The organism is Undibacterium sp. 5I2, assembly GCF_035019605.1.
Taxonomy (GTDB): domain Bacteria; phylum Pseudomonadota; class Gammaproteobacteria; order Burkholderiales; family Burkholderiaceae_D; genus Undibacterium.
In genome coordinates, this window is sequence record NZ_JASJVS010000018.1 from 58,935 (window position 1) to 72,262 (window position 13,328).

The window sequence follows — 13,328 nt, forward strand, 5'->3', positions numbered from 1 at the left end:
GAGTTATTTTAGACCTTTGAGTCTTTTTAGTCCCTTGACTTGCCGGTTTCAAATCGTGATACTTCAGCGAGCTCTCGGCACATTGGCCGACGATCATGCATGCTGCCCCGGCTTATCGCCGACAAGCAATAAAATTGTTCAACCAGACAAGTATCATCACGGAGACCCCTTATGACAGCATCGAGCGCAGCAGCGCAGAGCGGAAAAATGCCGCCACAAATTCCCTATATTATTGCCAACGAGGGTTGCGAACGCTTCAGTTTTTATGGCATGCGGAATATTTTGACGCTGTTCTTGATCAGCAGTTTGTTGTTGTCTATGCCGGAAGAGTTGCGCGCTGGCATGGCTAAGGAAGTGTTTCACACCTTCGTCATCGGCGTGTATTTTTTTCCTCTGCTTGGCGGTTGGTTAGCTGATCGTTACTTCGGTAAATACAATACCGTGTTTTGGCTCAGCCTGGTATATTGCGCCGGCCATGCTTGTCTGGCGATTTTTGAAAATAATTTGCATGGTTTTTATACCGGCTTGTTTTTAATTGCCCTCGGTTCCGGCGGTATCAAACCTTTGGTCACCGCTTTTGTTGGCGATCAATTCGATCAAAGCAATCGCAGCCTGGCGCAAAAAGTATTTGATGGGTTTTACTGGATCATCAATTTCGGCTCCTTCTTCGCTTCTTTGCTCATGCCCATCTTCCTCAAGCAATTGGGTGCTGGCATCGCCTTCGGCATTCCCGGTATCTTGATGTTCATCGCCACCATGATTTTCTGGTCCGGCCGTAAAAAATACGTACATGTCGCCCCGGTGGCGAAAGACCCACATTCGTTTCTCAATGTGATACGCACGGCACTGAGCGTCAGTTCCAGCACGCATGGCAGCGGCGGCATTTATCTGGCCTATAGCGGCGTAGCGCTGGCGGTGGCGGCGCTGTTCCTGATGCCACAAATCGGCATCGTCGCGGCGCTGTGTTTAGCCTTGGTGATGCTGCTCGGCTTGGTCGGCAGCGGTGCCTGGTGGCGTCTTGAGGCGGCACGCGGCAGGCATCCTGATGCCGCCGTCGATGGCGTGCGCGCGGTCTTGCGCATTTTGGTGGTGTTTGCTTTGGTCACACCATTTTGGTCTTTGTTCGATCAAAAAGCCTCGACTTGGGTCTTGCAAGCCGATTTGATGAGCAAACCGGCGTGGTTCCAATCGTCACAGATGCAGGCGCTGAATCCTATGTTAGTGATGTTATTGATACCGTTCAATAATATCTTGCTCTACCCGTTTCTCAAACGCATGGGCGTGGAAATGACTGCTTTGCGCCGCATGGGCTTGGGTATCGCGTTTTCTGGTGTGGCTTGGATCGTGGTGGGTGCCATGCAATTGGCTATCGATGGCGGCAATTCGCTCGATATCACTTGGCAAATTTTGCCGTATGCCTTATTGACCTTCGGTGAAGTCTTGGTTTCGGCGACCGGGCTCGAATTTGCCTATAGCCAAGCACCATTGGCGATGAAGGGCGTGATCATGAGCTTTTGGAATTTATCGGTCACCATCGGTAATCTGTGGGTCTTGCTGGCCAATGCCAGCGTGAAAAGCGCCAGTGTCACGGAAAAAATTCAAAGCAGCGGTATCAGTGTGACGGCGTTTCAAATGTTTTTCTTTGCCGGCTTTGCCTTGCTGGCCGCTGCCTTATTCGCGCTGTATGCGCGTAATTACAAAATGCTTAATAACTACCGGCAAGCATGATGCAGCTTGGCTGATTGATGCAGTAGCAGCCGATCAAAGTACGGCACAGCCTTGAATCGCTGTGCCGTTTTTCGTTTACTAAAATGCTAAACGTGCAATTGTGGAAAATTAAAGACAAAGGAATTTATTTAAGATGCAATAGTTTCGATTGGTCTACATTTAAATGTGTAAAAGAACATCAAATAGACTTGCGAGTTATGCAGAATCGGGTATCTTGTGGCTGATCAGCAAAGTTGTCCAGAAAAAACTTTTTTTTCTGCAACCACGAACATAGCCCAGACTGGAGTTGACCATGAGCATCGCCAAACGCCTGTATTTATTGATGAGCTACGCCGCTCTCGCCATGTTGCTGCTGGCCGGCGCACTGGCATACCAAATCAAGCAAGTTTATGAGGCCGCCGATTATTCCAGCGCCAACACCGTGCCCAGTCTGCTGGCGATCGATGAATCGACCGACGCCTTGGCCAATGTACGTATCAATTCCTGGAAGTACCTGGCAGAACCGGATCCGGTAAAAAAAAGGACGGTTCTCACTATTATTAATAATGCAAGTGCTGCTTCGCGTGCTGCCTTGGATAAGTATGAAAAACAATACCTGTCTGACGACAAAGACCGTGTCCTGCTCAGTGAAGAGCGGGCTGCGATCGCCGCGTATGATGTCGAGCGCATGAAGGTGCAGGCCTTGGCCGATGAAAATAAGGATGAAGAAGCGCGCACCGTTTTTCTCGCAGCCCGAGCCACCATAGATAAAATGGTTGCTGCGATTCAAGCACACAAAAACTACAATGTCGAACGCGGTGCCGCCGCCGCTGCCAATGCCGCCAGTATGCTTAAGCATGCCCTTTGGCTGGCCGGTTTGCTGGCCCTGTTCGCCATCGGCGGTGTAACCATCATGGGTTTGCTGCTGACGCGCAAAGTCGTCAACTCTTTGGAAACCGCCATCACCATCACCAACCAAGTGGCGGCCGGCGACTTGACCTGCCACATCGATGACCGCGGCGATGATGAAATTGCCCACCTCATGGGCGGTTTGAAAAAAATGGCCAGCAGTCTGGAAGTCATTTGCACGGAAATTCGCCAGAGCACTGATGCCATCGCCACGGCCTCGTCGGAAATTGCCAGTGGTAACTTGGATTTATCCTCGCGTACCGAGCAGCAAGCCGGCGCGCTCGAAGAAACCGCTTCCTCGCTGGAGGAATTAACCAGCACGGTCAGACAAAACTCCGACAATGCGCGCCAAGCCAATACGCTTGCCACCAATGCCTCGACGTTGGCAGTCGAAGGCGGCAGCTTGGTCTCGCAAGTGGTTGATACCATGGGTGCCATCAATGGCTCGGCCAGAAAAATTGTCGACATCATCAGCGTCATCGATGGCATCGCGTTTCAAACCAATATTCTGGCTTTGAATGCGGCGGTCGAAGCGGCCCGCGCCGGTGAACAAGGGCGCGGCTTTGCCGTGGTAGCGGCGGAAGTACGTAACTTGGCGCAGCGCTCGGCCTCGGCGGCCAAAGAAATCAAAGCGCTCATCGATGATTCTGTAGAAAAAGTTGATTTCGGCAGCCAATTGGTAGGACGTGCCGGCAGCGCCATGCACAATATCGTCGACAGCATACATAAAGTCAGCGATGTCGTCAGCGAAATCAGCAGCGCCAGCCAAGAGCAGAGTTCGGGCATAGACCAGATCAATCAAGCCGTGATCCATATGGATGAAACCACGCAGCAAAATGCTGCGCTGGTCGAGCAAGCGGCGGCAGCGGCATCATCCTTGCAAGATCAAGCCAATAAGCTGAGCCAAGTGGTATCGGTGTTTACCCTGCAGCAGCAGGTCGGTTTGCGTGCTGAGTCCAAGCCTGCGGCGGCATCCCGGCCGCTGGCACAACGCGCGAAGCCGGCAGTGGCACCGGCCAAAGCCAAAACGCAGCGACCAGCCTTGGCTGCGGCCAGTGCGGGCAAAGATGATTGGGAAGAATTTTAAGCTTGTTGTTCTGGCTGCTGAAAAAAACCGCCGGCATCGGCGGTTTTTTTTCTGCTGCATCGTACTCAGGGCCGCCGCAAGCTCGTTGACAACACTTCGCTCAGTACCCGTCCTTCCGAGGCCGACGGCGGGCGCAATTGCAGCAGGTGCGACAGCGTCGGCGCGATATCGACTACCTCGGCATAGTCGCCATAGTAACCGGGCTTAATCCAGTTCGCGCCCATCAGCATCAGCGGCACATTCGTGTCATAGCTGTATGGCGAACCGTGCGTCGTGCCATGGCGGCCGCTGCCGAAAATCCAATTCGGCTTGGCGACCACCATGATGTCGCCCGAGATTTGGCTGTTCCAAGCGCGTTGCATCAGCTTGGCGATACGGTTGGCCGGCAATTGACCGTTTTCCAGCTGATGGCGGCTGTAAGCGTAAGCCAAGCCCGGATAGCTTTCGAGGAAGTGGGTGGCAGCTGTTTCGACTTCTGCTGCCGGCAAATGTTTTTGCTCAATCAGATTTTGATCGAGTAAGAACACCGGTGCCGACCATTTTCTGACCAGACCATCGACGCCAAAACGGCCGCTCAAATGTTTCTCCAAGGCAGTTTGCATCGCTTTGCTATCGATGCGACCTGTATCGCGCTGCAAGGCTTGTGCATATTCCGGCACATTTGGGAAACCATGATCGGCAGTCAATACCACCAAGGTATTGGCCAAGCCGACGCGGCTGTCGAGATAATTGAAAAAATCGGCCAACATGCGGTCGAGTCGTTGCAAATGATCGTGCGAGAGGCGGCTTTCCGGGCCATACGCATGATTGACGTAATCATGACTCGACAAACTGACCCCCAGCACATCAGGCACACCGGCCGGGTTGCGCCCGAGGTTTTCTCCTTCGATGGCGGCGCGGGCGAATTTCAGCGTCAGCTCATCAAGATACGGGCCGGTACCCAGCTTGCCGTAATACTCGGCATCGGGGTGGCCGGAACGGCTGTCATAGGCCAGTGGCGCAGCGCGGCTCGGTGCATCGACGATCTCATCGGCGGCATCGTTGGCATATGCGGCTGGCGGCAGCAACATTTGCCAAGTTTTGCCGTAATACGCATCCTGCGGCTTGCCGGCCAAGTATTGCTGCACCCAAGTTGGGTGTTGCTGCATATAGTAAGTGCTGCTGGCGAATTCGCCGCTTTTTCCCATATACATATAGGCCGTGCCGCTTTTCCCGGCCAATAAGATCGCGCCCCTGTCCTTGCCCGAGACCGTGATGACTTTGGCACGATTACCGCTGGCATAGCGCAATTCGTCGCCGACGGTACTGGCATGTAAATTCGTCGGTGCCGTGCCGGCATGTGCTGCCGTTTCGTTGCCGAGGTAAGTGTAGCGCGCATCTTCGGTGCAGTAGACCGATGCCAGCGTGGTTTTATCGATCCAGTCGTTGGCAATGACGCCATGCTGGTAAGGATAGGCCCCGCTCAATACCGCCGCATGCCCGACCGCTGTGACGGTCACGCCATGGGCTTGATGGGCATTGCTGAACCAGGCCGACTCGGCCAACAGACGGCGAAAACCACCGGCACCGAATTGATCGCGGTAACGCAGAATTTGTTCTTGTGGCAAACCGTCGACGACCAGCACCACTACCAGCTTAGGCGCGGCTGCTTGTGCCGCTGTCTGTGGCGGTATCGATGGCGCTGTGACGGCGGCCAAGCTGTTGCCGGCCATGCCGAGCAGGATGGTCAACGACAGCAGGTTTCGCAGACCGGGGTAGCCGATTAGTGGGTGATGGAGGCGCATGTTTTCCTTATTTTTGAGGGAGAGGGGACGGCTGCGTGCCGTTGTTGAAAAAATTAAAATAATGCCATGAGGCAAAAATTGCAACAGTACATTGTGTCCCGAGTGAGCTGTTGCGGCCTTATCGTCACGTTGTTGCGGCACTTGTTTTGCATCAAACAAATGCAGTGCCGCCAGAGTAAGCTTTAATCGTAGGAAGACCATCTTTACAGGAGAACAAAATGGGACTCAACAGCGCACAACAACAAAATTTGAAACAGATCTTGGAGCGAATGAAGCAGGATATCCAAACTCAATTACGGCTTCATGACCCCGGCTTATTGCACGTCGATAGTCAGGCGGGTGACGGGGTGGTGGCGGAGGAACTTAATCATGATGCTATGTCTCAATATTTGCGTCAACATGCGGAATGGCAAGCATTGCAAGCGGCGCAGGCGCGCTTGAGTGAAGACATCATCGACATCTGCAAAACATGCGCAGCGTCGATACCGTTTGAACGCTTAATGGCGGTGCCGACCACCGAGTATTGCATAGCGTGTAATGCGGCAATTGAACAGGAAGCGCATCGTTTAGGTTTGCATCGACATCCAAGTATGTAATAGATGTATTGCAAATGCATGTTAAAGGAATTAAAATAGCAGCATGCTCCCTGTGAGCTGGCTGCTGTTTTTTTATTCTATAACATGTATTTATAATATACTTACAATCATGACCCTCGATAACGCTACCCGTAGCTTGGTAAAATCCACCGTCCCTGTCTTGAAACAGCATGGCGAAACACTGACACGCCATTTTTATACGCGCATGTTTTCGCATAACCCGGAGTTGAAAGCCTTGTTTAATCAAAGCAGCCAGCAATCGGGTCGGCAACAGCAAGCTTTGGCCGGTGCCGTGCTGGCGTATGCCGAACACATCGACAACCCGGCGGTGTTGCAACCGGTGCTGGCGCTGGTGGCTAACAAACATGTCAGTCTCGGGATCCGTGCCGAGCACTATCCAATCGTTGGCCGGCATTTGCTTGCCTCGATACGCGAAGTGTTGGGGGCGGCCGCCAGCGATGAATTGATTGCCGCTTGGGCGGCCGCATATGGTCAATTAGCGGATATCTTGATTGCCGAAGAACAGCAACTCTACCTGTCGGCCACCGCGAAAAGCGGTGGTTGGAGTAACTGGCGCAGTTTTCGCGTGGCGCGCAAGTTCAGCGAGAGTGAAGAAATCACCTCGTTTTACTTGGTGCCAGCCGATGGCGGCACCGTGCCGACATTTCGCCCCGGACAATACATTTCGCTGCGCTTGATGGTGCCAGCGCTGGGCATGTTGCAAGCGCGGCAGTACAGCTTGTCGGATGCCCCGGGCCAAGACTGCCTGCGCATTTCCGTCAAACGCGAGGCCGGCAGTGTCGTGCATCCGGCTGGGGTGATCTCGAATCTGCTGCATGACAGCGTGTTGGAACATAGCTTGGTCGACCTCGCGCCACCGATGGGCGAGTATTTTCTCAATGATACCGACACCACACCGGTGGTATTGATCAGCGCCGGCGTTGGCATCACGCCGATGATGGCAATGCTGGAACACTTGGTGCGGCAACAGTCGACGCGACCACTGAGCTTTTTACATGCTTGTCGACATGGCGGTGTGCATGCCTTTAAACAGCGCTTGCTCGAATTACCTAAGGCGCATGCAATTCTGCGCACGATGATTTATTATGAGAACCCGCGCGCCATCGACCAGCAAGACAGCGATTACCAGCATGCCGGCCGCTTGGACTTGGCGACGCTCGATGCAACATACTTGCCAGCGCATGCTGATTATTATCTGTGCGGTCCACGCGCTTTCATGCAGGCACAAGCACAGCAACTGCGCGCACTCGGTGTGTTGCCAGCGAAAATACACCAGGAAGCCTTCGGTGCCGGCGGCGTATCCGGCTGACATCGACCGAAATCGGTGCACTGTTAACAAGGAAAATTCATGCAATTGACGCATTTCACCGATTTAGGCATGCGCGTACTGATCTATCTCAGCCAACCGGAGCCGCAGCAGCCGGTGACGATCAGCGAGATCGCCGGTGTGTTCCAAGTGTCACGCAACCACTTGGTGAAGGTGGTGCATTTTATGGCGCAACAGCAGTGGATCATCACTACCCGCGGCAAGGGGGGGGGCTTGGCCTTGGCGGCGGCGACTGATCAGTATCGGCTCGGGCAAATCATCGCCAAACTGGAGGGGCATACTGAGCTCATCGATTGTGCCGCACCGGCTTGCCATCTGCGCGGCCAGTGTCGGCTCAAGAGTATGCTCGATCAAGCACAACAGGCATTTTATGCCGCGCTTGATCGCCACACCCTGGCCGATGCCGTCGCGACGCCGACGCGTGAAGCCATCATGCATTTGCATCAATTGCGTTTCCAAGCTTATTGACTGCCCTTGCTGACGCTTTCGCCATCATCACGGTGCAAACTCCAAAAGCTGAGCGAAGAAAACAAGGTCAGCACGCCCAGTGTGAGGAAGGCTTGGTGCAGCGCAGCGGTGACCGCCTGTTGGTCAGATTGTGGTAAATCGCTTAAGTACCATGCCGTTACCAGCGAGCCGCAGGCCAAACCGAAACTCATCGACATCTGTTGCAGCGTACTCGAAATCGTACTGGCCATACTGGCATCGGCTGGTGCGATGTCGGCATAGGCCATCGAGTTCATACTGGTAAATTGCAGTGAGTTGAACAAACCTTGCGCCAAACTGAGCACGACAATCAGATACCAAGGGGTGCCGGCAGCAATGAGGGCGAAACAGCAGATGGTCACGCCTATCATCAGGGTGTTGACGATTAATACCTGACGGTAACCGAAACGACGCAGCACGCGGGTGGCGATCAACTTCATGAACATCGCTGCCAGCACCGAAGGCATCATCAATAAGCCCGATTGCCAAGCCGGCAAACCCAGTCCCAATTGATACAGCAAGGGCAGCAAAAACGGCATGCCGCCCAAGCCCAGACGGGTGAGAAAACCACCAACCACCGACACGCGATAGGTACGCACGGCAAATAACTGCAGTTTCAGCAGCGGTGCCGGCACGCGCTTCGAATGCCAAGCATACGCTGCCAGCAAAGCCAGCGCCAGCGCCAGCAGCGCGGCCGTCAGCGGCAGCGAAATCGTATGTTCATCAAAAATTTCCAACAGCCACGACAATAAGGCGGCACCGCTGCCAAACAGTAACAAGCCCTGCCAATCGAGCGGACGGCGCTGCTCGCCGTAATAATCGGGCATATGGCGATGGATCAGGTATTGCGCGATCAAGCCGACCGGCACGTTGATGAAAAAAATCACCCGCCACGACAGCCAATGCACAATCACACCGCCGATAGCCGGCCCCAGCAAGGGGCCGATCAGGGCCGGAATAATCACGAAATTCATCGCCGTTAATAATTCCGCCTTGGGAAAGGTGCGCACGATGGTCAAGCGCCCGACCGGCATCATCATCGCCGCCCCCAGCCCTTGCAAAACCCGCGCTGCCACCAGCATGGGCAGATTGAGCGACAAGCCACACAACACCGACGAAGCCGTGAAGATCGCCACCGCCAAGCTGAACACCCGGCGCGTGCCATAACGATCGGCGATCCAGCCGCTCACTGGGATGCCAACAGCCAAACTGAGTATGTAACTGGTGATGACGGCCTTAAGACTCAAGGGCGTGACTTGCAAACTCTCGGCCATCGCCGGCACGGCGGTATTGATAATGGTTGAATCGAGCTGCTCCATGAACAGTGCGATGGCAACCACCCAGGGTAGATACCTTTTAACCGCCAATTCGGAGGCGACAGCCGGAGCAGCAGACATGGATAGATGAGTAAAGGTGAGGATAGCGAGCATGATACACCGACTGTAGCGCGATCGCTTAGCGTAACGTGGCGCTACCGGCGATGGCCTTTAAATAATATTTTAGAATTTTTTTGCCTCGTGGCACAATACCGCTTCTATCTCAGGAGGCCTGTGTGAGTACCATCTTTATTTCTTATCGGCGCAGCGACAGCGCACAGTTCACGGCACGCTTGCATGCCGCGTTGGAACAGACTTTGGGCCCCGAGCAAGCGTTTCTCGATATTGAAAATATCGCTGCGGCGAGCGACTGGAAAGCCCATCTGCAAGCAGAGCTCGAACGTGCCGCCATCGTGGTGGTGGTGATCGGCGCGCGCTGGCTGGCAGAGATTGCTGAGCGGCTGGATCAGGAAGACCAAGTGGTATGGGAAATTCACACCGCCTTGCAACTCGGCAAAACCATCGTTCCCTTACTCATCGATGGTGCTGCCATGCCGGCGGCCATGAGTTTACCGGAACCGATTTGCTTGCTGCCTAGCTTTAATGCGATAGGCTTGGCGAGTCCGAAAGAAGCCGAATTTTCTGCCTTGGTCAAACAAATTGCCGCTCTTGCCGAACAAGCCAGCGCTGGCCACAGCACGCAGCCGGCGCAAGGTTTGCGGCGCTTTCTCAATCCCGCGCTCGATATGTTGCAGCGTTATGCTGATCAAGAGCATATTTTACAAGTCGTGAATGCGGCCGGCCAAGCTTATCGGGTACCGACGGTTGCCGTGCTTAATGCCGCCGATGGCAGCGTTGAACAGGATATCGAAGTGGTGCTTGATGACAATTTTTTCAAAGCCAAGCTAGGCTCGAAAGCCGCCTTTGAAGAATACAAGGCCGATGCTATTCATCGTGGCAAATCCTTCTACGATACCGATACCGCGCGCCTGCTCGCGGTCGAAGGGGGCACGCGGCTGCGGCTGCATTTTCAGCCGACCTCGTATTTTGAATACGTCAAAACCAATATGGCGATGGATTTCGATGATGCCATCGATGGCACGCTGCGTGATGAGGTGCACCCCGACGGCCGGCTTGAAGCGCTGAGTAGCAGCAAGTTGGCCAACCATACCGGCATCAATGGCTTGGTGTTTTCCAATGATGGCGAAATGATTTTTCAAAAGCGCAGTGCCACAGTGCTGACCAATCCTTTGCAACTGTGTCCCGGTTTTTCCGGGGCCATGACGGCCGATGATATCGAACGCAGTTTTCGTCATCACAGCGCTGCCGGAACGCTCGATGAGGTCAATGTGTATCGCGAAATGACCGAAGAATTAGGCATACGCAAGAGCCAAGTCAGTCGGCGTTGCTTCATGGGTTTGAGTCGTGAGCTCTTGCGCGGTGGTAAGCCGGAATTATTTTATGCCGTCGATATCGATTTGTCGGCGCGTGAAATCCTCGCCTGCTGTGCGAAAGACCGCGGCCGCGAAGGCGAGATATTTGCGCTGCCACTGCGCTATGCCCAAGCACGCCTGAGCGAAGAAGAAGCAGCGTATTACCGCGAAAATTTCAGCAAAGTACTCAAACAAATCGAAGTTCGCGCCAATGGTTGCGCCAGCTTACCTCTACTGAGCAATTTGGTATTTTGGATTAATCAACACCAGCCGCCCTTACAGCGGCAGATCTGAGCACGCCGCCGTTCATCCGTTTGTCAGCCATTCATTCAAGGTCATTCATGCATATCGATTTACGCGATCCGCTGCAGCACGCCACGCCGTATCGCAAACGTCCCTTGTCGTATCAGGTCAGTTTTGCTACCGCTGCCGGCAGCATCAGCACCTTGGAAGGGGAAGTACGGTGTCAGCCCGGTGACGCCATCATCACTGGCCAAAATGGCGAGCGTTGGCCGGTGGCGGCGGCCGAATTTGCCTTGCGTTATGTGGCCCGTGAGCCCGGCGGCGCAGCGGCCGCCGGCGACTATCTGGCCAGACCCCTGCGGGTGCTGGCTCGGCGACTCGATGCCCCGCTGCAGGTGGAGTTAGAGCACGGCCGTGGCCGCCTCAGTGCGCAGTCGGGCGATTGGCTGGTGCAATATCCATCGCATGGGCAAGCGATCGTCGCGCCCGATATTTTTGCCAAAACCTATGAGCCGGTGGCCGATGGCGCGCCGCTGTTGATTGGCTTGGCTGGACCGGCCGATGCCAGTTGCTGCGCAGTGCTGGCGCAGCTACACGCACTGCTGCCGGCCAGCGAAATTTTCTTGCTCAGTCCGGCTGACGATGGCAGCCTCGAGCAGCGCCGTTTCGATGCCAATCTGACATTTTCTGCCATGCCGGCCACGCCGCTGCCGTCTGTCTTCGTGAGCATCGATATCGATCCGTTTGCGCGTGCAGCCGTGTATTTGCTTAAACATTGTTCCTTGCTCATCGCGCCGCTTGTCCCAAGTGCTATGAGTCGCGCCATCGCCAAGTTCGGCGCGGCGCTACCATGCTGGGCCGCAGCCGGAGCAACTTCCGTCTTGCTATTGCAAGATCATCATTTGTACGCTTTGCCACTGCCGGCCCCCGTGTTGGAACTGACACAAGTGCATGAATTGTTACGCTGGCTGGCAGCCTCACCAGCCAGCGGCCAGCGTTCGCATCAACGGCGCTTCAGTCGTTGGCAATTGTTCGGCAAGATGTTGCCTGATTTCAAGCAAATCGGGCGCGGCTTGTTGTTGCACTCTGAGGCGCAAGGCCAGGACGAGTCGGCGCAGCTTACCCAAGTGCTGGCCGAGCAATTGTTGGAATTGAATATCTTCAATACTCAAGCGCGGGCCCAACAAAACGCTGCCGGCCAGGCGACCGCCTTGCTGCCGGACGCACTCGAACGGATACAGTTACTGGCGGACCAGTTGGCCGGACGGCATCAGGATGCCTGGCAAAGTCTGCTCTTCAGCACTACCAAACGGCTGGCGCAGCAAGGCGGCTGGCTGCATGGCCTGCGACACCGACAATGGCGCAGCATGCCGGCGGAGGCGCTGCGCCGCGCCACATCCTTAGTCGGGCTGGGCTTGCTGGCGACCTTGTCGTTTGCCGCCTATACGGAAATTTCTGCCAGTTGTGAGAGCAGCGACGTGTTTGCTTTCATCGGCTGTGATACCACTTGGTGGCAGCACTGGGCCAGCGCATTGTTCATGAGCGTCTATCTGAGCGCACTGGCATGGGCTTTGTTGCGTTACAGTAATGCCAAACGGGCGCAATTCGAGCAGCAACATCAGGATTACCGCTTGCTGGCCGAGTGCTTGCGGGTACAACACTGCTGGAACAGGCTAGGACTAGCCGCCAGCGTCGCCGATGCCGTACCCAATATCGACGCGGCCGCCGCCAATTGGGTCCGAAACGCGCTGCGTGCTCTGCATCACATCAGTGTTGTGGACAGCACGCGCTGGGGCCAAACCAGCGTCCGTGCCGCGCTGACTGAGTTTATCGAAGAGCAAATCGACTACCATGAAAAAACTTTGCTCAAGCGCCGCGAGTTAGCCGTGAATTTTCTCACGGCGCGCGCCAGAGTGTGCCTGAGTCTGTTCATGCTCGGCGTGGCTGGATTGGCTTGCAACACCCTCGCCGAAACACTGTGGCATCAAGCGTGGGAGGGCTACGCGCATCATTTTTTGGTGTTGGCCAGCATAGGCGCATTAGCCGGCTGGGCCGCGCATAAAAAAGTACTGGAAAATTTTGGCCTCGAAAGCGAAATTCGGCGCGGCAAAATCATTCTGGCCGAACTGCAGCATGCCAAGAGCTTCATCAGCGAGCGGCTGGCACACGCACCGAGCGATACCGTGCCCGACGCGCAAATTCGGCATGCCCTGATCGGCATCGGCAATGTTTTTGTCAGCGACCAAGCCAACTGGCACAATTTGCATCGCGAGCGGCCGATCGAAGCCGCCACCGGCGGTTGATTAAAAATCTGACTAGGGTTTGAAACCCTGGCCTTCAGGGGCTGTCGCAAAAGGGTATTGAGTCGGTATCATTACCCTAACTGGTGGCCACGTCATTCCTGCGCGCTTTTGGCAGG

General features: G+C 55.0%; 9 protein-coding genes. 7 read left to right on the forward strand and 2 right to left on the reverse strand.

Annotated elements, in window-relative coordinates:
- Positions 1-171: 171 nt before the first annotated feature.
- Together QN359_RS08715 and QN359_RS08720 are read left to right on the forward strand one after the other, a co-directional pair.
- Positions 172-1,728 (forward strand): oligopeptide:H+ symporter, encoded by a 1,557-nt coding sequence (locus QN359_RS08715; protein ID WP_322250936.1) that lies wholly within the window; start codon positions 172-174, stop codon positions 1,726-1,728.
- Between the two features lie 292 nt (positions 1,729-2,020).
- On the forward strand, positions 2,021-3,703 hold the full coding sequence (locus tag QN359_RS08720) for a methyl-accepting chemotaxis protein (RefSeq protein WP_322250937.1): 1,683 nt from the start codon (positions 2,021-2,023) through the stop codon (positions 3,701-3,703).
- A 65-nt stretch (positions 3,704-3,768) separates the two neighbouring features.
- On the opposite strand, the gene QN359_RS08725 is transcribed toward QN359_RS08720, so the two are convergent.
- Positions 3,769-5,487, reverse strand: a complete 1,719-nt coding sequence (locus tag QN359_RS08725; protein WP_322250938.1) for an alkaline phosphatase family protein — start codon at positions 5,485-5,487, stop codon at positions 3,769-3,771.
- Positions 5,488-5,705: 218 nt separating this feature from the next.
- Between QN359_RS08725 and QN359_RS08730 the strand changes: the two genes are divergently transcribed.
- The 3 genes from QN359_RS08730 (at position 5,706) to QN359_RS08740 (ending at position 7,899) form a co-directional block, all read left to right on the forward strand.
- Entirely contained in the window at positions 5,706-6,083 is a 378-nt protein-coding gene (locus tag QN359_RS08730; RefSeq protein ID WP_322250939.1) for a TraR/DksA C4-type zinc finger protein, read from the forward strand.
- Between the two features lie 109 nt (positions 6,084-6,192).
- On the forward strand, positions 6,193-7,413 hold the full coding sequence (gene hmpA / locus QN359_RS08735; RefSeq protein ID WP_322250940.1) for an NO-inducible flavohemoprotein: 1,221 nt from the start codon (positions 6,193-6,195) through the stop codon (positions 7,411-7,413).
- A 39-nt stretch (positions 7,414-7,452) separates the two neighbouring features.
- Positions 7,453-7,899 (forward strand): Rrf2 family transcriptional regulator, encoded by a 447-nt coding sequence (locus QN359_RS08740; RefSeq protein WP_322250941.1) that lies wholly within the window; start codon positions 7,453-7,455, stop codon positions 7,897-7,899.
- Here the strand turns inward: QN359_RS08740 and QN359_RS08745 are convergent.
- Entirely contained in the window at positions 7,893-9,314 is a 1,422-nt protein-coding gene (locus QN359_RS08745; protein WP_322250942.1) for a DHA2 family efflux MFS transporter permease subunit, read from the reverse strand. The two genes, QN359_RS08740 and QN359_RS08745, sit on opposite strands and share 7 nt — an antisense overlap.
- A 155-nt stretch (positions 9,315-9,469) precedes the next feature.
- Between QN359_RS08745 and QN359_RS08750 the strand changes: the two genes are divergently transcribed.
- Both QN359_RS08750 and QN359_RS08755 read left to right on the forward strand, forming a co-directional pair.
- Positions 9,470-10,960: a toll/interleukin-1 receptor domain-containing protein gene (locus QN359_RS08750; RefSeq protein ID WP_322250943.1), complete on the forward strand. Its 1,491-nt coding sequence runs from the start codon at positions 9,470-9,472 to the stop codon at positions 10,958-10,960.
- Positions 10,961-11,007: 47 nt separating this feature from the next.
- Positions 11,008-13,212, forward strand: a complete 2,205-nt coding sequence (locus tag QN359_RS08755) for a PGDYG domain-containing protein (RefSeq protein ID WP_322250944.1) — start codon at positions 11,008-11,010, stop codon at positions 13,210-13,212.
- Positions 13,213-13,328: the final 116 nt, after the last annotated feature.